Source organism: Pseudomonas sp. GW821-FHT03E01 (assembly GCF_059420765.1).
In genome coordinates this window covers 239,358-260,966 of sequence record NZ_JBWKUI010000001.1, presented here as the reverse complement: position 1 = coordinate 260,966, position 21,609 = coordinate 239,358, and the positions used below count along the sequence as shown (strand labels likewise).

The 21,609-nt window shown below is 61.7% G+C and carries 19 protein-coding genes; 13 read left to right on the top strand and 6 right to left on the bottom strand.

The annotated features are described in order from the left end of the window. The first annotated feature begins 146 nt into the window (after positions 1–146). The 11 genes from argH (at position 147) to AC07VO_RS01265 (ending at position 12,227) form a co-directional block, all read left to right on the top strand. Positions 147–1,574, top strand: coding sequence for an argininosuccinate lyase (gene argH / locus AC07VO_RS01315; RefSeq protein WP_086944316.1), 1,428 nt, complete (start codon positions 147–149; stop codon positions 1,572–1,574). Positions 1,575–1,719: 145 nt separating this feature from the next. Then, positions 1,720–2,598, top strand: coding sequence for an amino acid ABC transporter permease (locus AC07VO_RS01310; RefSeq protein ID WP_052966338.1), 879 nt, complete (start codon positions 1,720–1,722; stop codon positions 2,596–2,598). Between the two features lie 10 nt (positions 2,599–2,608). After that, a complete protein-coding gene (locus AC07VO_RS01305; protein WP_018929141.1) occupies positions 2,609–3,373 on the top strand; it encodes an amino acid ABC transporter ATP-binding protein in 765 nt (254 codons plus the stop codon). A 39-nt stretch (positions 3,374–3,412) separates the two neighbouring features. Beyond that, positions 3,413–4,237 (top strand): ABC transporter substrate-binding protein, encoded by an 825-nt coding sequence (locus AC07VO_RS01300; protein ID WP_028940620.1) that lies wholly within the window; start codon positions 3,413–3,415, stop codon positions 4,235–4,237. Positions 4,238–4,425: 188 nt separating this feature from the next. Next, positions 4,426–5,274, top strand: coding sequence for a polysaccharide deacetylase family protein (locus AC07VO_RS01295; RefSeq protein ID WP_018929139.1), 849 nt, complete (start codon positions 4,426–4,428; stop codon positions 5,272–5,274). After that, the gene (locus AC07VO_RS01290; RefSeq protein ID WP_192350492.1) at positions 5,267–6,154 is read left to right on the top strand and encodes a polysaccharide deacetylase family protein; all 888 of its coding nucleotides are present in this window, start codon (positions 5,267–5,269) and stop codon (positions 6,152–6,154) included. The genes AC07VO_RS01295 and AC07VO_RS01290 overlap by 8 nt, the downstream gene beginning before the upstream one ends. A gap of 17 nt (positions 6,155–6,171) precedes the next feature. Beyond that, entirely contained in the window at positions 6,172–7,530 is a 1,359-nt protein-coding gene (locus tag AC07VO_RS01285; RefSeq protein WP_192350490.1) for an MmgE/PrpD family protein, read from the top strand. A 55-nt stretch (positions 7,531–7,585) separates the two neighbouring features. Further along, positions 7,586–8,764 (top strand): MFS transporter, encoded by a 1,179-nt coding sequence (locus AC07VO_RS01280; protein WP_192350488.1) that lies wholly within the window; start codon positions 7,586–7,588, stop codon positions 8,762–8,764. 160 nt (positions 8,765–8,924) lie between these two features. Continuing rightward, positions 8,925–9,620 carry an HPP family protein gene (locus AC07VO_RS01275; protein WP_064621270.1) on the top strand — a complete coding sequence of 232 codons (696 nt, stop codon included), beginning with the start codon at positions 8,925–8,927 and terminating at the stop codon, positions 9,618–9,620. Positions 9,621–9,965: 345 nt separating this feature from the next. Beyond that, complete coding sequence (locus AC07VO_RS01270; RefSeq protein ID WP_192350485.1) at positions 9,966–11,072, top strand: enoyl-CoA hydratase/isomerase family protein; 1,107 nt, start codon at positions 9,966–9,968, stop codon at positions 11,070–11,072. A 3-nt stretch (positions 11,073–11,075) separates the two neighbouring features. Further along, positions 11,076–12,227, top strand: coding sequence for an acyl-CoA dehydrogenase family protein (locus AC07VO_RS01265; protein WP_018929133.1), 1,152 nt, complete (start codon positions 11,076–11,078; stop codon positions 12,225–12,227). Between the two features lie 108 nt (positions 12,228–12,335). Here the strand turns inward: AC07VO_RS01265 and AC07VO_RS01260 are convergent, their stop codons facing one another. The 6 genes from AC07VO_RS01260 to AC07VO_RS01235 form a co-directional block, all read right to left on the bottom strand. After that, a complete protein-coding gene (locus AC07VO_RS01260; RefSeq protein WP_028940625.1) occupies positions 12,336–13,109 on the bottom strand; it encodes an enoyl-CoA hydratase in 774 nt (257 codons plus the stop codon). 30 nt (positions 13,110–13,139) lie between these two features. After that, positions 13,140–14,267: an acyl-CoA dehydrogenase gene (locus AC07VO_RS01255; RefSeq protein ID WP_019649660.1), complete on the bottom strand. Its 1,128-nt coding sequence runs from the start codon at positions 14,265–14,267 to the stop codon at positions 13,140–13,142. Between the two features lie 180 nt (positions 14,268–14,447). After that, positions 14,448–15,641: an acetyl-CoA C-acyltransferase gene (locus tag AC07VO_RS01250; protein ID WP_192350481.1), complete on the bottom strand. Its 1,194-nt coding sequence runs from the start codon at positions 15,639–15,641 to the stop codon at positions 14,448–14,450. Between the two features lie 12 nt (positions 15,642–15,653). Next, positions 15,654–16,415 (bottom strand): SDR family NAD(P)-dependent oxidoreductase, encoded by a 762-nt coding sequence (locus tag AC07VO_RS01245; protein WP_018929129.1) that lies wholly within the window; start codon positions 16,413–16,415, stop codon positions 15,654–15,656. Positions 16,416–16,431: 16 nt separating this feature from the next. Beyond that, entirely contained in the window at positions 16,432–18,096 is a 1,665-nt protein-coding gene (locus AC07VO_RS01240; RefSeq protein WP_018929128.1) for an AMP-binding protein, read from the bottom strand. 168 nt (positions 18,097–18,264) lie between these two features. Continuing rightward, positions 18,265–19,281 (bottom strand): AraC family transcriptional regulator, encoded by a 1,017-nt coding sequence (locus AC07VO_RS01235; RefSeq protein ID WP_192350480.1) that lies wholly within the window; start codon positions 19,279–19,281, stop codon positions 18,265–18,267. A gap of 274 nt (positions 19,282–19,555) precedes the next feature. Here AC07VO_RS01235 and efeU point away from each other — a divergent pair, with 274 nt between their 5' ends. Together efeU and efeO are read left to right on the top strand one after the other, a co-directional pair. Then, positions 19,556–20,395: an iron uptake transporter permease EfeU gene (gene efeU, locus AC07VO_RS01230; RefSeq protein WP_192350478.1), complete on the top strand. Its 840-nt coding sequence runs from the start codon at positions 19,556–19,558 to the stop codon at positions 20,393–20,395. Positions 20,396–20,403: 8 nt separating this feature from the next. Further along, complete coding sequence (efeO, locus tag AC07VO_RS01225; protein ID WP_192350476.1) at positions 20,404–21,603, top strand: iron uptake system protein EfeO; 1,200 nt, start codon at positions 20,404–20,406, stop codon at positions 21,601–21,603. Positions 21,604–21,609 lie beyond the last annotated feature (6 nt).

The following is a 21,609-nucleotide window of genomic DNA, read 5'->3' as shown; positions in this document are numbered from 1 at the left end:
AAAGCTGACACTTCGATCAGTTCTCGCCCTTTAGCAACTGCCCTCTTGAACACTGCTTGGCCATGACCACACCCGAATAATTTCCGGGAAGTGTTTCAGGCTCTGCACACCGATATCAGTTCGCGTTACCGACGAGGAAAACAACAATGTCTCAAACCACCGACCGTCTCTGGGGTGCCCGCTTCAAGAGCGGTCCGTCCGAAGCCCTGGCGGCGCTGTCCCGTTGCCCCGAGCGCTACTTTCGCCTTACCCCATATGACCTCGCCGGTTCCAAGGCCCATGCCCGGGAGTTGCAGCGAGCCGGCCTTCTGAGCGAGCAGGAAACCCAGACCATGCTCGACGCCCTGCAGGGCATCGGTGATGACTTCCGTGCCGGCAACATCGCGCCGACCCTGGACGACGAAGACGTGCACACCTTCATCGAGCGCCTGCTGACCGAACGCCTCGGCGCACTGGGCGGCAAGCTGCGCGCCGGCCGTTCGCGCAACGACCAGACCGCCAACGACCTGCGGCTGTTCCTGCGTGATCACGTCCGTACTTTGGCCGTTGAAGTGCTGGCCTTGCAGCAAGCGCTGGTGGAGCAGGCCGAGCAACACGTCGAAAGCATCTGCCCGGGCTTCACTCACCTGCAACAGGCCCAGCCGATCGTCTTCGCTCATCACTTGCTGGCCCACGCCCAATCGATGCTGCGCGATGTGCAGCGTCTGGTGGACTGGGACGCGCGCACCTCGCTGTCGCCACTGGGTGCGGCGGCCATGGCCGGTTCCGCCATCGCTCGCCTGCCCCAGCAGTCGGCCAAGGAAATGGGCTACAGCGGCGTGTGCGAAAACTCCATCGACGCCGTGGCCAGCCGCGATCACGTCGCCGAATTCCTGTTTATCGCCAGCATGCTAGGGATCAACATTTCCCGCCTCGCCGAAGAATTCTGCCTGTGGTCGTCGCGGCAATTTCGCTGGGTCGCACTGGACGATGCCTACGCCACCGGCAGTTCGATCATGCCGCAGAAGAAAAACCCGGACATCGCCGAACTGGCCCGGGGAAAGGCTGGCCGCTTGATCGGCAACCTGACCGGCCTGCTGTCGACGCTCAAATCCCTGCCGCTGTCCTACAACCGTGACTTGAGCGAAGACAAGAACGGCGTGCTCGACAGCGTCGACACCCTGCTGCTGGTGCTGCCGGCCATGGCCGGGATGGTCGCGACCATGAAGGTCAACGTCGAAGAACTGCGCCGTCAGGCACCGCTGGGTTTCACCCTTGCCACCGAAGTTGCCGACTGGTTGGCAGTGCGCGGCGTGCCGTTCAAGGAAGCGCATGAAATCACCGGCGCATTGGTCCAGGCCTGTGAGAAACATGACATCGAACTGTGGGAAGCCTCGCCGGCGCTGCTGGCCGAGATCGATCCGCGCCTGACGCCTGAGGTGCGCGAGAGCCTGACCCTCGAAGCGGCTATCGCCGCCCGCAGTGGCTGGGGTGGCACCGCACCGCAACAGGTGCGCGAGCAGATCGGCCGACTGAAAACCGCCCTCGCCGCGCAGCAAGCGTGGACCGTGAACTATCAGGGCTTCCGCCTCTGATAGACAACGCAAAACCTTGTAGGAGCCGGCTTGCTGGCGATGGTGTGTCAGCTGAATTGATGTCGACTGACACTCCATCGCCAGCAAGCCGGCTCCTACAAGGGGATTGTGCTTGATCTGAAAGAACAGTGTACGGAGAACCAACATGAGCCAGACACAGGCAGAACGACTCCAGGCGGAGCGCAAACTGGCGGAAAACCAGTTCGATATCACCCAGTACCAACACGTGCCACGGCGTTATTACGGGCGAATTTTTTTCGCTACCGTCATTGTCATCGCCATTGTCGGCCTGGTGCGGGCCTTCGCCGAAGGCAAGATCGAATGGTCGTACATCGGCCAGTTCCTCACTTCGCAAGCGATCATGTGGGGCTTGCTCAACACCATCGTCATGGCGGTGCTGGCGATGGCGCTGGGCATTGTCTTCGGGGTGATCACGGCGATCATGCGCATGTCGGCCAACCCGATCCTGCGCTATGTGGCGCTGACCTACACCTGGCTGTTCCGTGGCACGCCGCTGATCCTGCAGCTGTTGCTGTGGTTCAACCTGGCGCTGATCTTCCCCACCATCGGCATCCCCGGCCTGTTCGAAATGGACACCGTGAGCCTGATGACGCCCTTCGTAGCCGCCCTCCTCGGCCTGAGCATCAACCAGGGCGCCTATACCGCCGAAGTGGTGCGTGCCGGCCTGTTGTCGGTGGACACCGGCCAGTACGAAGCCGCCAAGTCGATCGGCATGCCGCGCTTGCAAGCGCTGCGCCGGATCATCCTGCCCCAGGCCATGCGGATCATCATTCCGCCGGTCGGTAACGAATTCATCGGCATGGTGAAAATGACCTCCCTGGCGAGCGTCATCCAGTACTCGGAACTGCTCTACAACGCGCAGAACATCTACTACGCCAACGCCCGCGTGATGGAGTTGCTGATCGTTGCCGGTATCTGGTACCTGGCCACGGTCACCGTGCTGTCCTTTGGTCAAAGCCGTCTGGAGCGTCGTTTCGCTCGCGGCGCCGGCAAGCGTTCTTGAGGAGCCCAACATGAGAAGCATCGTCAAGGCCGTGAGCCTGAACAAGTATTACGACCATTTCCACGCGCTCAAGGACATCAACATCGAAGTCGAGCAAGGCGAAGTGCTGTGCATCATCGGCCCGTCCGGCTCCGGCAAAAGCACCCTGCTGCGTTGCGTGAATCAGCTGGAAAAAATCGACAAGGGCGGCCTGTGGGTCGACGGCGAACTGGTGGGTTACCGGATCGTCGGCAACAAACTGCACGAGCTCAACGAGTCGCAGATCGCCCGCCAGCGCCTGGCCACCGGCATGGTGTTCCAGCGTTTCAACCTGTTCCCGCACATGACTGTGCTGCAAAACATCATCGAAGGGCCGTGCCAGGTGCTCAAGCGTTCGCCCAAAGAGGCGCACGAAGAAGCCGTGGAACTGCTCGCTCGCGTCGGCCTGGCCGACAAGCGCAACAGCTACCCGATCGAACTGTCGGGTGGTCAGCAACAACGTGTCGCCATTGCCCGTGCATTGGCCATGCGCCCCAAGCTGATGCTGTTCGATGAACCCACTTCGGCACTCGACCCGGAACTGGTCGGAGAGGTGCTGTCGGTGATGCGCGATCTGGCGCAAACCGGCATGACCATGATCGTCGTCACCCATGAACTGGGCTTCGCTCGCGAGGTTTCCAACCGCATGGTGTTCATGGACGGCGGGCAGATCGTGGAGGCTGGAAGCCCCGAAGAAATACTAATAAGTCCGCAAAACCCACGCACCCAAAGCTTCATTTCTGCCGTTCGAACCTAAGCGTCCTTTGGCGCTCACAACACTCATAAGAGAACGACCATGAAGAACCTAGTCATCCCTGCAGTACTTGCCAGCGTCCTGGCATCCGGTTTCGCCTTCGCTGCCGAGTTGCCGGCCAGCATCAAGGACAAGGGCGAGATCGTTGTTGCGATCATGCCGAACTACCCGCCGATGGATTTCAAGGACCCGGCCACCAACACCCTCACCGGCCTTGACTATGACCTGGGCAACGCCCTGGCCGAACGTCTGGGCGTGAAGATCAAATGGCAGGAAACCGGCTTCGAGCAAATGATCAACGCGCTCACGACCGACCGCGTAGACATGGTGCTCTCGGGCATGACCGACACCGCCGAGCGTCAGGCCAGCGTGACCTTCGTCGATTACTTCACCAGCGGTCCGCAGTTCTACACCTTGCAGAAAAACAAGGACACCAACGAGATCGTCGACTTGTGCGGCAAGAAAGTCGGCACCAGCCGCCGTACCACCTTCCCGGCGGAAATCGCCGCGTGGAGCAAGGAAAACTGCGAAGCCGCCGGCAAACCCGCGATCAACGTGATCGGCACCGAAGGCTCGGCCGACGCCCGTGCGCAACTGCGTCAGAGCCGTATCGACGCGGCCATGCAAGGCAGCGAAACCCTGCCGTACCTCAAGACCCAGGAAAAGGACATGTACAAAACCGTGGGACTGCCGATCTCCAAGCAGTTCTCGGGCATGGGTGTGAGCAAGAAAAAACCTGAGCTGAGCGAAGCGGTGAAAGTCGCGTTGCAAAGCATGATCGACGACGGCAGCTACCAGGCGATCCTGAAGAAATGGGACCTGGAACTGGGCGCGATCAAGACCGTGACCATCAACGCCGGGAAATAACACGGTTCGTAGCAGCTGCCGAGCTTGCGAGGCTGCGTTCGGCGGCGCAGCCGTCGTAAACCCTGCACGCGAGGTTTTCCTGAAACACCGCGTAGTTTGAATTCACGACGGCTGCGCCGCCGAACGCAGCCTCGCGGGCTCGGCAGCTGCTACGGGTGTTTCAACTATTAATTCTGGAGCGCCATACGATGTCCTCCTCGCTGCAACCCACCTGGCCCGACCAGCACCAGGCCTGCCTCGCCCTGGCCTTCGACCTCGATGGCCCCACCGGCGATGCCATGCTTAACGGCTCGATCTGGCGCAAGCCCGAGTATTTCGGTTTCGGCGGTTACGGCCCCTATCGGGCGCTGCCGCGGATTCTCGATCTGCTGGATGAGTTCCGCATCCCGACCACGTTTTTCGTTCCGGCCTGGGTCGTGGAGAACTGGCCGAAACAGTGCCAGGCGATTGTCGAGCGCGGGCATGAGGTGGCCTATCACGGCTACAAACACGAATCTTTTTACGCCCTGACGCTGGAGCAGCAGAAGGACGTGATGCACAAATCCCGCGAGGTGTTCTGGAAGTACCTGAACATCCGCGCTGAAGGTTTCCGCACGCCGTCCGGCGACTGGCGGGCCGAAACGCCGGCCATGCTGGTGGAAGCCGGTGTGACCTATTCCAGCAGCATGCGCGGCGATGACCGGCCCTACCTGGTCAAGGTGCCGGGCTTCGATACACCACTGGTGGAAATCCCCGGCCGCTGGGAAATGGACGACTACGCCTCCCTCGCCTACACCCGCGCACCGGACTTCCCTTCCGGGCTGGACCGAACCGCCAGCTACGAACTGACCCTCGATAACTGGTGCCGCGAGTTCGATGGCGCCATGGCTGAAGGGCTGTGCCTGACCACCCTGTTCCACCCCAAGATCACCGGCAAACCGGGCCGCATCCTGTTGCTGGAAAAACTCTTCGAACACATGCGCCAACGCGATGACGTGTGGTTCGCCACCTGCCGCGATGTCGCCCACTGGTGGCTGAAGGAGCATCACCATGGCTGATTCCATTGTCTGGCCCAACGGCTACCGCTGCGCCGTGGTGCTGACCGTCGATTACAACGACATCCACGGCATCCTCACCCAGGCGCCGGAAGTCGCCGGGCGCGACAAGACCTTGTCGGTGTGGCGCTACGGCACCCAGCGCGGGGTCCAGCGTTTGCTTGGCGTGTTCGCAGAACTGGGGGTTTCCAGCAGCTGGTTCGTGCCCGGCATCGTCGCCGAGGAAAACCCGCAACACCTCCGGGCGATCCAGGCCGGCGGGCACGAGATAGCCTGCGCCGGCTACCGCCATCAGCACTACAACCACCTGACTCTGGCCGAGCAAAGCGCCGAAATCGCCAAGGGCTGCGCGGCCTTGAGCGCGCTGACCGGTCAGCGTCCGACAGGCTTTCGCATTCCCGCCGGCAATGGCGCATCCGGCTTCATCGAGGCGTTGCGCGAGCACGGTATCCGTTGGTCCTCGTCATGGCGCGGCGATGATTTGCCCTTCGCCCACCCGACGGCGCCCGAGGTGATCGAACTGCCGTTGCACTACGAACTGGAGGACGAGCCCTATTTCGCCTTCAACCTCAGCCCGGCGGTGCCACCGGCGCAATCGCGCATCGCCTCTTACAGCCACACCCTTGGCAATCTGAAGATGGACTTCGCCGGGTTTCACCGGTTCGGCTTGTGTTACGTACTGCGGCTGCACCCGGAAATCATCGCCACGCCAGGGCGGATCGGCGTGTTGCGCGAATTGCTGCAAAGCATTCAGCAGCACGATGACGTGTGGATCGCCACCGGTGCCGAAGTGGCTCAGTGGTGGGCAGAGTCGGCGGCGCCGGTGACCGAGGATCACCCGGCCGCTGTGTACGAGCGTCATTATCGGGATTACGGCGTATGAGAGATCAGGATGGGGTTATGCGAATGGCGCGGCTGGCGCAGTTCTGCGTCGATACCCGTTTCGAAGATTTACCTGCCGCGTTGGTGGAGCAAGCCAAGCGACACATTCTCGACACCTTCGGCGCAGCCCTGGCCGGAGCCGGCAGCGATGTCGCCAGACAGGCGCGTCAGGTGTTCAAGGGAGAAGCCGGCAGCACGTTGGTCTGGGGCACCGGTCAGCGAGTCGGCGCGGCGCAAGCCGCCATGCTCAACGGCATCGCCGCGCATGCCCTGGAGCTGGACGATACCGGCGGCTGCGACCATTCCGGCGCGGTGGTGCTGCCGGCGGTGATGGCGGCGCTGTCGATGTCGACGCTATCGGTTTCTGAAGCGTCAATTGATGGTCGCGAACTGATCACTGCGGTGGTGATCGGCTACGAAATCGGCCGTCGGGTGCTCGAAGCCTGCGGCAGTTACTCGGCCCATAACGGCGCCGGTTGGCACTCCACGGCGACGTGCGGAGTGTTTGGCGCGGCGGCGGCCAGTGCACGGATTCTGGGGCTGGATGCACAACAAACCTTGTCGGCACTGGGCATCGCCGGCAGCTTCAGCGGTGGTCTGTGGGCGTTTATCCATGACGGCTCGCAAAGCAAAAGACTCCACAGCGGACGCGCCGCCGAAGGTGGATTGCTGGCCGCGCGGTTTGCTCAACAAGGCATCACCGGCCCGACAAAACTGTTCGATGACGTCTGGGGCGGTTTCCTCAGGACGCTCGCAGCGGACACCGCCGTGCCCGAGGCGTTGGACGCCGAACTGGGCCACGTATGGAAACTCGCGCGCTGCTCGATCAAGCCCTATGCGGCTTGCCGTGGGACCCATTCGGCGATCGACGCATTGGGCCTGTTGCTCGATCAATTGCAGGTCAGCGCCGAGCAGGTCGAGGACGTTCAGGTATCGCTGTGCGGATTCCTTCAAGACATGTGCGGTGGCCAGGACGTCAGCACATTGCCGGCGGCGCAGATGAGCCTGCGTTATGCCCTGGCGGCCCGGCTGCTCCATGGGCATTGCCGATTGGAAGCCTACGACGATGAACAGCGCCGCCACCCGCGGATTGCGCACTGGATGTCGCGTATTCGCCTTGAAGTCGACCCGCAACTGTCCGAGGATGGCGAGCCTATGGTCAGCGTGCGGACCGTGGACGGTCGGCAAGCAAGCCTGTGCGTTGAGGTGCCGTTGGGGGCGCCGGGCAATCCGCTGAGTGATGGGGCGCTGGAGGAAAAATTCTTCAGCCTGGCCGGACGGGTGATACCGCTGCAGCAGGCAAAAGAGCTGCTGGAGCAGTTGTGGCGGCTGGAAGAACTGGAGTCGGTTCGGGCGCTTGATCGGTGGCTGAGTTGAGCCTGGCGTCGCGCGTCGAACACCACAGAATCTGAATAAGGACATTTGCCCCATCGTGGCCACTTACTCCCTCGTTATCCGCCGGCTGATGATCTGCTCGCTGACCATCGTCGTCAGTCGCGCCATCACCAGCCCGTTGCTCACGCTGTTCCTGAGCACCAAGCTCGGCCTCAACCAACAGGACGTCGGCCTGCTGCTCGGGATTGCGGTGTTCATCGCCACCCTGCTCGCGCTCTATGGTGGTTACATCATCGACCGCCTCGAAAAGCGCCGGCTGCTGATCCTGGCCATGCTCTCCAGTGCCATCGGCTTCGTGCTGCTGACCTTTGCCAAAAACCTCTACCTGACCACCGCGACCCTGGTGATCACCGAAACCGCCTCGGCGCTGTTTCTGATCGGGTCCAAGGCGATTCTCAGCGACAACCTGCCCATGGGCCAACGCGCCAAGGCTTTTTCGCTGCGCTACACCCTGACCAACATCGGCTACGCCACCGGCCCGATGCTCGGCGTGGTGATCGCTGGCGTGTACCCGATTGCGCCGTTCCTGATCGCCGGCGGCATCGCGTTCTTCAGCATTTTCCTGATGAGCGGCATTCCCAAGGACCCGGCCCAGACATCCGCCATCGGCCAGCCCCAAAGCTTTCTCAAAACCCTGGTCACCCTGAAAAACGACCGCACGCTGATCATGTTCACCTGCGGCTGCCTGCTCAGCACCGTGGTCCACGGGCGTTTTACCTTGTACCTGTCGCAATACCTGCTGGTGACCCACGACTCCAAACGAGCGCTGGAAACCATGGCCGCCCTGCTCGCCTGCAACGCCATCAGCGTGATCCTGCTGCAATACCAGATCGGCCGGTTTCTCAAACGCGAACAACTGCGTTACTGGATTGTCGGCGGCAGCAGCCTGTTCATCCTCGGCTTGATCGGTTTCAGCCTGGCCGACGGCCTGGTGAGCTGGTGCATCGCAATGTTCATTTTCACCCTCGGCGAAATGATCATTTACCCGGCCGAATTCCTCTTCATCGACACCCTGGCCCCGGAAGAACTGCGCGGCAGCTACTACGGCGCGCAGAACCTCGCAGCCCTCGGTGGTGCGCTGAGCCCGGTGATCTGCGGCTTCCTGCTGATGCACACGCCCGCGCCCACCATGTTCTACGCCCTGAGCGCATTGACGGCGATGGGCGGTTTTCTCTGTTTCATGAGCGGTCGACGCGTCGCGATACTGCAAAAATAATGCATTGAAGCTGCATTAATATGAATTTGTCAGTATCGGTAATGACCGGCACACTGTTCGCCGTTCCTCCCCCAATAGTTGGAACCACTTCAAGGGCTTTCCGGGTATCCGGACAAGCCTTTTTTTTGCCCTGGTTTTTGTCAAAGGATCGATGTTCGTCATGCTCGCTCACTGGTTGCCCGCCGCCATCAACACCCGCCCCTCCGAATGGAGCCGTGCCGCCATCGGCATGGCCATGGGGACGATGTTCAGTGTCTGGGTGTGCGGCCAGGTGTTCGGCATCGACGTGGCGCTGCATCTGATAGGTCCGTTGGGCGCGTCGGCGGTATTACTGTTCGCCGTGTCCTCGGGTGCGCTGGCCCAGCCGTGGTCGATTCTTGGCGGTTACCTCTGCGCGGGGGTGATCTCGCTGCTGGTCGCTCACGTACTCGGCCGCACCCTCGGCAGCGCCTGCCTCGCGGCGGGCATGGCGCTGATTCTGATGTGCTGGCTGCGTTGCCTGCACCCACCCGCCGGGGCGCTGGCGCTGCTGATGGTGCTGGCAGACCCGGCGACCATCGCCATGGACTGGAAAGCCCTCGGCCCGGTGATGCTCAGCGGTTCGACGATGCTGCTCAGCGCGTTGGCGTACAACAACTTCACGCGCATTCGTTACCCCAAGCGTCCCGCCGAACCGGCCCCGCTTATGCCCGCGGCCGACATCCAGGCGATCACCGCCGAAGATCTGCGACGGGCACTCGCCGACATGGAGGCCTTCTACGACGTCACCCCTGAAGACCTCGAGCAGTTGATTCATGCCAGTGAATTGCATGCCAAGCGCCGCAGTATCGGTGAAGTGCTGAGCAGCAGAACCTAAAGGCATCTTTGTGGCGAGGGGGCTTGCCCCCGTTGGGTCGCGAAGCGGCCCCAAAACCTGCTAACGAATTTTTCCAGGCATAGCTCATTGCCCTTATCTGCGGCTGCTGCGCAGTCGAACGGGACGGTGCGGCGATCCGACAAGCCCCCTCGCCACAAATTCAAGGTTGATTCAAAACGGAGTCAGGCTGCCGAAGGCTGCGATCTTTTGATTTTGCACTAAGGTAAAAATGCAGAAAGAACCTGCACGTATCTCGGTTGTACAGGGCAAATTTGCACTGTTACGATCCTGCATCGCTCGCGCGCGAGCTTCTCTATAAAGAACAATAAAAGCAGGGAGTTAGTGATGACTGCTCAGGTTTCATCCCCGGGGACACCGTCCATGGATGCCACGCAAAACGAAGTGTTGGCCGAGGTTCGCAATCACATCGGTCACCTGACCCTCAACCGCCCCGCCGGCCTCAACGCCATTACCCTGGACATGGTCCGCAGCCTGCAACAGCAACTCGATGCCTGGGCACAGGATCCGCAGGTGCATGCGGTGGTGTTGCGCGGTGCTGGCGAGAAAGCCTTCTGTGCCGGCGGCGATATCCGCTCGCTGTACGACAGCTTCAAAAGCGGCGACACGCTGCACGAAGATTTCTTCGTCGAGGAATACGCCCTCGACCTCACGATCCATCACTACCGCAAACCGGTCCTGGCCTTGATGGACGGCTTTGTCCTGGGCGGTGGCATGGGGCTGGTGCAAGGCGCCGATTTGCGGGTGGTCACCGAGCGTAGCCGTCTGGCGATGCCGGAAGTGGCCATCGGTTATTTCCCGGACGTCGGCGGCAGCTACTTCCTGCCGCGCATTCCCGGTGAGCTGGGCATCTATCTCGGCGTCAGCGGCGTGCAGATCCGCGCCGCCGATGCGCTCTATTGCGGCCTGGCCGACTGGTATCTGGAGAGCGCCAGCCTGGGCGAGCTGGACGAGCGACTCGACCATCTGGAATGGCACGACACCCCGCTCAAGGACCTGCAAGGCGCGCTGGCGAAACTCGCCGTGCAGCAACTGCCGGTAGCGCCGCTGGCGGCGCTGCGGCCGGTCATCGACCACTTCTTCGCCCTGCCCGATGTGCCGAGTATGGTGGAACAACTGCGTGCAGTGACCGTCGCCGACAGCCATGAGTGGGCCATGGCCACCGCCGAATTGCTGGAAAGCCGTTCACCGCTGGCCATGGGCGTGACCCTGGAAATGCTGCGGCGCGGTCGGCACCTGAGCCTGGAACAGTGCTTCGCCCTCGAACTGCACCTGGATCGCCAGTGGTTCGAACGCGGCGACCTGATCGAAGGCGTGCGCGCCTTGCTGATCGACAAAGACAAGAACCCGCGCTGGAACCCGCCGACCTTGCAGGCGCTGGACGCCGAGCACGTCGCGAGTTTTTTCACCGGGTTTGACCAGAGCGGGAGCTGAACCATGCACGATATCGAATTGAGCGAAGAACAAGTGATGATCCGCGACATGGCCCGGGATTTTGCCCGCGGCGAAATCGCGCCCCACGCACAAGCCTGGGAAAAGGCCGGCTGGATCGATGACGGTCTGGTGGCGAAGATGGGGGAACTGGGTCTGCTGGGCATGGTGGTGCCCGAGGAATGGGGCGGCACCTATGTCGACTACGTGGCCTACGCGCTGGCGGTGGAAGAGATTTCCGCCGGTGACGGCGCCACCGGCGCGCTGATGAGCATCCACAACTCCGTGGGCTGCGGGCCGGTGCTGAACTACGGCACCGAAGAGCAAAAACAGCAATGGCTGCCGGACCTCGCCAGCGGCCAGGCCATCGGTTGCTTCTGCCTGACCGAACCGCAAGCCGGTTCCGAAGCCCATAACCTGCGCACCCGCGCCGAACTGCGCGACGGCCAGTGGGTGATCAACGGCGCCAAGCAATTCGTCAGCAACGGCAAACGGGCGAAGCTGGCAATCGTTTTCGCCGTGACTGATCCAGAGCTGGGCAAGCGTGGCATCTCGGCATTCCTGGTGCCGACCGAAACAGCGGGGTTCATCGTCGACCGCAGTGAACACAAGATGGGCATCCGCGCTTCCGACACCTGCGCCGTCACCCTGAACAACTGCACCGTCCCTGAAGCCAATTTGCTGGGTGAACGCGGCAAAGGCCTGGCCATCGCCCTCTCCAACCTCGAAGGCGGCCGCATCGGCATCGCTGCGCAAGCCCTGGGCATCGCCCGTGCGGCGTTCGAAGCGGCGCTGGCTTACGCGCGGGATCGGGTGCAGTTCGACAAGCCGATCATCGAACACCAGAGCATCGCCAATATGCTGGCCGACATGCAGACCCGACTGAACGCCGCGCGCCTGTTGATCCTGCACGCCGCGCGCTTGCGCAGTGCCGGCAAGCCGTGCCTGTCGGAGGCTTCACAGGCCAAGCTGTTTGCCTCGGAGATCGCGGAGAAAGTCTGCTCGTCGGCGATTCAGATTCATGGCGGGTATGGGTATCTGGAGGACTACCCGGTGGAGCGTTACTACCGGGATGCGCGGATCACGCAGATTTATGAAGGGTCGAGCGAGATACAGCGGATGGTGATTGCCCGGGAACTCAAGAACTACCTGATCTAAAAAGCTTCGCGGGCAAGCCTCGCTCCTACAGGGGAATGCATATCCTCTGTAGGCGCGAGCGGTGCGGCGATCCGACTTGCCCGCGAATACGTCCGTGAGAACGCTACATCACTTGCCTTGGAATTCAGCCTCACGCTTGGCAATAAACGCCGCCATCCCTTCTTTCTGATCCTGCGTGGCAAACGCCGCATGGAATACCCGGCGTTCAAAACGCACGCCTTCCGACAGGCTGACTTCAAAGGCGCGGTTGACGCTTTCCTTGATCATCATCGCAATCGGCAGTGATTTCTTCGCAATCAGCGCCGCGACTTTCAGCGCTTCGTCCACCAGCTCATCCGCCGGCACGATGCGCGCCACGATCCCGCAACGCTCGGCTTCCACCGCATCGATCAAGCGCCCGCTCAGGCACATTTCCATGGCCTTGGCCTTGCCCACGGCGCGGGTCAGGCGCTGGGTGCCGCCCATGCCCGGCAATACGCCGAGGTTGATTTCCGGTTGGCCGAATTTTGCATTGTCGCCGGCCAGGATGAAGTCGCACATCAGCGCCAGTTCACAGCCACCGCCCAAGGCGAAACCGTTGACCGCGGCAATGATCGGCTTGCGGCGGTTAGCCACGCGATCGCTGTCGCTGAACAGATCATCGAGGTAGATCTGCGGGTAAGTCAGCTCGGCCATTTCCTTGATGTCGGCACCGGCGGCGAAGGCTTTTTTCGAGCCGGTCAGCACGATGCAACCGATGTTCGAATCGGCTTCCAGGCCATCGAGGGCGTGGTTCAGTTCACTGACGATTTGGGCATTCAACGCGTTCAAGGCTTGCGGACGGTTGAGGGTGATCAGGCCGACACGGCCGTGGGTTTCCAGCAAAATCGTTTCGTAGTTCAGCTCTTTATTGCTCACAGACGGGACTCCTTCTCAAAGATTGCGCGAAATGACCATGCGCTGAATGTCGCTGGTGCCTTCGTAGATCTGGCACACCCGCACGTCGCGGTAGATACGCTCCAGCGGGAAGTCGTTCAGGTAACCGTAACCGCCAAGGGTTTGCAACGCCGAGGAACAAACCTTTTCGGCCATTTCCGAGGCGAACAGTTTTGCCATCGACGCTTCGACCAGCGCCGGTTTGCCGCTGTCGCGCAATGCCGCCGCGTAATGCACCATCTGCCGGGCCACGGCGATCTGGGTGGCCATGTCGGCCAGGCGGAACGCTACCGCCTGGTGCTCGATGATCGGCTTGCCGAAGCTCTCGCGTTCGCGGGCGTAGTCGCGGGCCGCTTCGAATGCGGCGCGGGCCATGCCCACCGATTGCGAGGCGATGCCGACACGTCCGCCTTCGAGGTTAGCCAGGGCGATCTTGTAACCTTCGCCCTCCTCACCCAGTCGATTGGCCACCGGCACTTTCACATCCTCGAAGAGGATCTGGCAGGTATCGGAGGCATGTTGACCGAGCTTGTCTTCGACCCGCGCGACTTTATAGCCCGGCGAATCGGTGGGCACGATCAGCGCGGTGATCCCGCGTTTGCCGGCACTCGGGTCAGTCACCGCAAACACAATCACCACCCCGGCGTTTTGCCCGGAAGTGATGAACTGCTTACAGCCGTTGAGCACGTAGTGATCGCCTTCCAGCCGGGCACGGGTTTTCAGGCTGCTGGCATCGGAGCCGGCTTGCGGTTCGGTCAGCGCAAACGCACCGAGCATCGCGCCGCCGGCCAGTGGCTTGAGGAAACGTTCTTTCTGGTCGTCGTTGCCGAACTTGAGGATCGGCACGCAACCCACCGAGTTGTGCACGCTCATGATGGTCGAGCAGGCGCCGTCGCCGGCAGCGATTTCTTCCAGGGCCATGGCGTAAGCCAGGTATCCGGTGTCACAACCGCCCCACTGCTCCGGCACCAGCATGCCGAAGAAGCCCAGGTCAGCCATCTCGCTGATGGCTTCCTTGGGGAAGCGATGTTCGCGGTCCCATTCGGCGGCGAACGGTTTCAGCCGTTCCTGGGCAAACTGCCGGGCCGCGTCGCTGATCTGAAGTTGTTCGTCGTTGGGGATCATGCCAATTCCTTAAAAATCAAGTTGAAACGCAAGACCTGTGGGAGCGGGCTTGTGTGGCGAGGGAGCTTGCTCCCGTTCGACTGCGCAGCAGTCGCAAAGCTTTTGGGGCCGCTTCGCGACCCAGCGGGAGCAAGCTCCCTCGCCACATAAAACCCACACACAGGTTGCGCCTCATTAGCCTCAGTACAGGCATTCAACGGCCATGGCCGTCGCTTCGCCGCCACCGATGCAGATCGCTGCAACGCCACGTTTCAGGCCTTTCTGGCGCAGGGCCGAGAGCAAGGTGACGAGGATCCGCGCGCCGGATGCACCAATCGGGTGGCCCAAGGCACAGGCACCGCCGTGGACGTTGATCTTCTCGTGGGAGATTTCCAGCTTGGTCATGGTCACCAGGCTCACCACGGCGAAGGCTTCGTTGACTTCGAACAACTCGACTTCATCCAGCGACCAGCCGGTTTTCTTCATCAATTTCTTGATCGCGCCCACCGGTGCCACCGGGAACAGCCCCGGGGTGTCGGCGAACGCCGCGTGGCCATGAATCACTGCCAGTGGTTTCAAGCCTTGTTTCTCGGCTTCGGAACGGCGCATCAGCACCAATGCCGCGGCGCCGTCGGAAATCGAACTGGAGTTGGCCGCCGTCACCGTGCCGCCCTCGCGGAACGCCGGTTTCAGCGAAGCGATCTTGTCCAGTTTGGCTTTCGGCGGTTGTTCGTCGTGGCTGATCAGCACTTGCTGTTTGCCGACCGTCACGGTGAGCGGCACGATCTCGGCGTTAAAACTACCTTCCTCGATCGCCTGTTGGGCGCGGGTGGTCGACGCGATGGCAAACGCGTCCTGATCTTCACGGCTGAAGCCATTGGTCTCGGCGCAATCCTCGGCAAAGGTGCCCATCAGGCGGCCCTTGTCGTAGGCGTCTTCGAGGCCATCGAGGAACATGTGATCGAGCACCTGGCCATGGCCCATGCGGTAACCGCTGCGGGCGCGGTCCAGCAGGTACGGCGCGTTGGACATGCTTTCCATACCGCCAGCGACCACCACGTCGGCGCTGCCGGCGATCAGCATGTCGTGGGCCAGGATCGTCGCTTCCATGCCCGAGCCGCACATTTTGTTCAGCGTCGTGCAGCGGGTCGATTTATTCAACCCGGCGCCCAGTGCCGCTTGCCGCGCCGGGGCCTGGCCGAGGCCGGCGGAGAGCACGCAGCCGAACAGCACTTCTTCGACGGATTCAGGGGCGATACCGGCGCGTTCGACCGCGGCACGAATCGCAGCAGCGCCCAGTTGCGGCGCGGTCAGGCTTTTCAGTTCGCCCTGGAAACCGCCCATCGGGGTGCGGACGGCGCTGACAATAACAATCGGATCGTTGGACAATGTCATGACAAATACTCCTTATTTGGCGGCCATGCGCAAGGCACCGTCGAGACGGATCACCTCGCCGTTGAGCATGCTGTTTTCTATGATATGCCTGGCCAACGCGGCGTACTCGCTCGGCTTGCCCAGGCGTGGCGGAAACGGCACCCCAGCGGCCAGTGAATCACGTACTTCCGGGGTCATGCCGGCCATCATCGGCGTTTCGAAAATGCCCGGTGCGATGGTCATCACGCGGATGCCGAAACGCGCCAGCTCACGGGCGGCAGGCAAGGTCAGGCTGGCAATCGCGCCTTTGGACGCCGAATACGCAGCCTGGCCAATCTGGCCGTCGAAGGCCGCCACCGAGGCGGTGTTGATGATCACCCCGCGCTCGCCGTCTGCATCCGCTTCAGTCTCGGCAATCGCCGCAGCAGCCAGGCGCAGCATATTGAAACTGCCGATCAGGTTGACGTTGATCACCTGGCTGAAACTGGCCAAGGCATGAGGGCCGGTCTTGCCGAGGATCTTCTCGCCACGCACGATGCCGGCGCAATTGACCAGGCCATTAAGGCCGCCAAACGCTTTGACCGTCGCCTGCACCGCCGCTTCGGCCGCCGCTTCATTGCTGATGTCGGCCACCACGCTTTGCGCGCCGAGACGTGCCGCCTGCGCCGCAACAGCTTCGGCATTCATGTCCACCAACATCACCTTGGCGCCGGCCGCCACCAGCATTTCAGCAGTGGCGGCACCGAGGCCGGAAGCACCGCCGGTGACGAGAAAAACCTTGTTTTCGATCTGCATCATTGTTTCCTTGGATTCAAGCTGAAACGTTCTTCGCGGCGGCCTCTTGAGCCTTGGCGATTTCCTGGTTGCGCAAGATAAAGCGCTGCAATTTGCCGCTTGGGGTTTTCGGCAATTCGCTGACAAATTCGATTTCACGGGGGTACGAGTGCGCCGCCAGACGCTTGCGCACGTGTTGCCGCAGTTCTTCGGCCAGCGCAGGCTCGGCGCGGTATTGCGGGCTGAGCACGACGAAGGCTTTCACCAGTTCGGTGCGCTCCGGGTCGGGCTTGCCGATCACCGCCGCCTCGACCACCGCCGGGTGTTCGATCAGCGCGCTTTCCACGTCGAACGGGCCGACGCGGTAACCCGAGGTGGTAATCACGTCGTCGCTGCGGCCGACGAAGCTGATGCTGCCGTCCGGGTTCCACTCGACGGTGTCGCCGCTCAGGTAATAATTGCCGACGAACGCTTTGGTCGGTACGCCTTCGTAACCACCGAACCAGCACATCGGCGACTGGGTACGGTCAATGGCCAGGATTCCTGGCTGGCCAACGCCGAGTTCTTTGTATTCCTCATCCAGCACCACGATACGGTGGCCCGGCGAGGCAAAACCGGCGGCGCCCATGTGGATCGGATGTTCCAGGCCATGGTGATTGCACAGCACCATGCCCAGTTCGGTCTGGCCGTAATGGTCGTGAATCACCACACCGAGGTTGTCGGCGAACCAGCGGATCACTTCCGGATTCAGCGGCTCGCCGGCGCTGCTGACGATGCGCAGCTTGCCCTTGATCGAACGGGCGAATTCATCGCCACCGGCAATCAGCAAGCGATAGGCGGTCGGTGAGCCAGTGAGGTTGGTAATCCCGTATTTGTTGATCACCCGGCAGGTGCTTTCGAGGGTGAACGGGCCATCGTAAAAGGTGATCGGATGCCCCATCGCCATCGGCCCGGTGACACCGAAATAAATGCCGTAGGCCCAACCCGGATCGGCGACGTTCCAGAAGGCGTCCTCGGGGCGCAGGTCTACAGCGTCGCGGGTGTAACTCTGGAACGCAACGATGGCCTTGAGCGGCACCGACAGCGCTTTCGACGGGCCGGTAGTGCCCGAGGTGAACATCAGCAGGAACGGGTCTTCGCCGGTCAGCAATACCGGTTCGCAGATGCTGGAGTAGTTGGCCAGTTCCGCCCAGAAACTGAAATCACCCCGAACAATACCTTGGCCTTTCGCGCCGCCGACGGTGACGATGGTCGGGCAGTCGGCCACTTCAGCCAGTTTCGGGCGATTGACCGCATCGGTGACCACCACTTTGGCGCCGGAACTGTTCAGACGGTGTTCGATGGCTTTGGGGCCGAAGGCGGTGAACAGCGGCTGATAAACCGCCCCGATACGCCAGGCGGCAAACACGGTGATCAGCAATTCGAAGTTGCGGGGCAGCAGGCCTGCGACCTTGTCGCCCTTCTTCACGCCCTGGGCCACCAGAAAGTTGGCGAAACGCGCGGCCTTGTCCTGCAAGTCGCTGAAAGTATAGGTCGCGCTGCTACCGTCGCGGCCTTCCCAGAACAGCGCAATGCGCCCCGGCAAGGCATGCCGGTCGCAACACTCGACGCAGGCGTTGAGCGCTGTCAACGACCCTGTGAGCGCGGCATCGACGGTGTGCTGATAATTGAACTGTGACGTAGCAGACAAGTAATCGCGCATTGCCAGAATCCCTTTGTATTTTTATTAGGTTGGGGGAACCGTAATCAACAGGGAAATACTCGCTCTGCGCGGGGAGCGGGACAATGGTCAAAGCTATCAAGTTGCGTGACTGGTTTGGCCAAGGTTCGAGGGCGTGCCCGCGATGGCGTCAGCCCCCCAGGATCCGGATCAGTCCGCCTCGTTAAGAATCAAACTCCGATAATGCCCAGGATTGGACCCCGACCATTTGCGAAACGCCTTGTAGAACGAGCTGGCATCGGCAAACCCCAAACGGGTAGCGATTTCAGCGAAGCTGATGGCCGGCTCGGCCAGCCAGACGATGGCCAGTTCCTTGCGCACGCTGTCCTTGAGCCCCTGATACGTCTGCCCTTCTTCGGCCAGGCGGCGGCGCAACGTTGAGGCCGACATGCACAGTTGCTGCGCCAGCGCTTCGGTTTCCGGCCAGCGCTCGGCGGGCAATTGCCGCAGATCGTGCTTGATCCGGCTGGCCAGGCTCTCGGGGTCGCGGTACTTGACCAGAATGTTCGCCGGTGCATGGGCCAGAAAGCGCTTGAGCTCTTCAGCGCTGCGCTTGATCGGCAAATCCAGGCAGTCGGCGGAGAAAATCATCCGCGTACGCGGCCGGTCGAATCGCAGGTTCTCGGAAAACATCACCCTATAGTCATCGCAAAAATCCGGCTCCGGGCAACGCAACTCGATGGCCAGGATCGGAATCCGCCGCCCCGCCAGCCAGCAAGCAACGCCGTGCACGATCATCCAGTAAGTGAAATAGGTGAAGGCGCGGCGTGGTTCTTCGTCCTCCTCCAGCAGGACGATTTCCGCCAGGCTTTGCTGGCGAACCAGTTGTGCGGGCAGGCGTTCGAGCATCAACGACAGAAAGCTCAGGCCCGAGGTCAGCCCGACGGCCAGGCTCGGCTGAACCATGGAGCAGCGACAGAGAAACTCCAGGCTGCCGGACTTGAGCTTGCGTGGGTCCATGCCAAAAAACTCATCGTCCCCACGCCGGGCCAGCAAACGCCACAGGCGCGCATAGGCGGCGGCCGGGACACGCGCGTCGGTGCTGCCCAACAGCGCTGGATCGATGCCGACCTTGTTCAACACCTCTGCGGTGGCAGCGCCAGGGGCGCAACTTTGCAACAGTGCTTCACGCACCAGTTGAATGGCGATGGTGTCTTTTTCCGACATTGACCGGGGTGAGCCTTGTTCGTGTTTGAGTGGTGGGCATATTAGCGCACACCAAACCGATTCCGTAGGAGCGAGGCTTGCCCGCGAAGAACGATGACGCGGTTTCACCGACAGACCGAGTTGCCTGATTCGCGGGCAAGCCTCGCTCCTACGGGATGGTGGGATCTTCAGGGTTGTTCAGCTTAGGTTCAGGCAATTAGCAATAACTACCATATGAGAATGAGTTTCATCATGTTACAAATTAGCACCCTATCTAATTACTCCCCGGTGCTGAATGCTCGTTCCTTTTCTGATCATGCTGCGCGAAGGCATCGAAGCCGCGTTGATCGTTGGCATTATCGCCAGTTACCTCAAGCAGACCGGTCGCGGCCAATGGATGCCGGCAGTGTGGGTCGGCGTATTCCTCGCCGCCGCGCTGGCCCTGCTGGTCGGCGGTGGCCTGGAACTGATCAGTGCTGAATTCCCGCAAAAGCAGCAAGAGCTGTTTGAAGGTGTGGTCGGTTTGCTGGCCGTCGGCATTCTCAGCTCCATGGTGTTCTGGATGCGCAAGATGGCGCGTTCGATCAAGCATTCGCTGCACGTTTCCCTCGATCAGGCGCTGACCGGCTCCAGGCATCAAGTGACCGCGCTGATCGCCATGGTGTTTTTCGCCGTCGCCCGGGAAGGCCTGGAAACAGTGTTCTTCCTGCTCGCCGTGTTCCAGCAAAGCGAAGGCCCGGCCGCACCGCTCGGCGCCCTGCTCGGCCTGGCCCTGGCGATCATCGTCGGCTTCCTGATCTACACCGGCAGCCTGCGCCTGAATCTCTCGGCGTTCTTGCGCTGGACCGGTCTGTTCATTCTGGTGGTAGCCGCCGGGATTCTCTCCAACTCGGTGCAAGCCCTGCATGAAGCCGGCGTGTGGAATCACCTGCAAACCGTGCTCTTCGATTTCAGTGCCACGCTGCCGATGGACGGCCCGCTGGGCTCGGTGCTGGCCGGCATGTTCGGCTACCAGGACGCGCCGACCGTCAGCACCCTCGGGGCGTATCTGCTTTATCTGTTGGTGGCGCTGGTGATGTTTTTTCTCCCGGCGGCCACGCCCGCGCAAACACCCTCTTCCGTTTCCAGCCAATAAGGGCCTTCATGTCAACGCCAGTTCCTCCAGTGGCTTCACCTCCGCGCGCCTTGCGCTGGGCGGTAGCCGGCTCGGTGATCGTGATGATCGCCGCCGGCGGCCTGTTCTACTACGCCTCGAAAATGGCCGCCGCCAAGCGCCAGAGCAACCACGACCAAGTGCTGGTTACCCTTCACCCGCACAGCTGCGAACCGAATGCGCTGACGGTTCCGGCCGGTCGCACCAGTTTCCGTATCGTCAACCGCTCGGACCGTGCCGTCGAATGGGAAATTCTTGACGGCGTGCTGGTGGTCGAAGAGCGCGAGAACATCGCCCCTGGCCTGAGCCAGGTGATCAACGCCAACCTGTTGCCCGGCGACTACGCCATCACCTGCGGCTTGCTGAGCAACCCGCGCGGCACCTTACATGTCAGTCCGACCGCCGCATCCGATGCGGCGGCCAAGGCGCGTCCCTCGATGGTGGCGTTCATTGGCCCGCTGTCGGAATTTCGCGTGTACCTGAGCAGCCAGAGCACCGCATTGATCAAAGCCGTCGCCGCGCTTGAGCAAGCGATCAAGGCCGGCGACCTGAGCCAGGCACAAGCCTTGTATGTGCCGGCTCGTGCGGCCTATCAACGGTTGGCTCCAGCAGCCCAGCGCCTCGCGGAGCTGGACAACGCGATCAACGCCCGCGCCGATTACTTCGATAAGCGCGAGCAGGATCCGGGCTTCGTCGGCTTCCACCGCCTCGAATACGCGCTGTTCCAACAACGCAACCTCGACGGTCTGACGCCTGTTGCACAACGCCTGAGCATGGATGTCGCCAATCTCAAACAGCAACTGCTGGCCCAGTCGCTGCCACCGGAACAACTGGTGAGCATGCTGGTGCGCAACCTCAACAGCCTCGCCGAGGTACGCGCCAGCAGCGGCGAAGAAGAACGCTACAGCCACTCCGACCTGAACGGTTTCGCCGCCAACCTCGACGCGACCCGCAAAGTCGTCGACCTGTTGCGGCCATTGCTGAGCAAACCTGCCGCTGAACTACTGGCGAAAATCGACAGCGCGGTCACGGCCTTCGACGCCGAACTCAACGGTTTCAAGGTCAAGGATGGCTACGCCAGCTACGACACTGTCAGCGCCGAACAGCGCAAACGTATCGCCGACAAGGCCAAGGTTCTGGCCGATGCACTCGATGGAATCGATCCCGCCCTTGGCCTTTCCGGCCTGTAAGCAGAA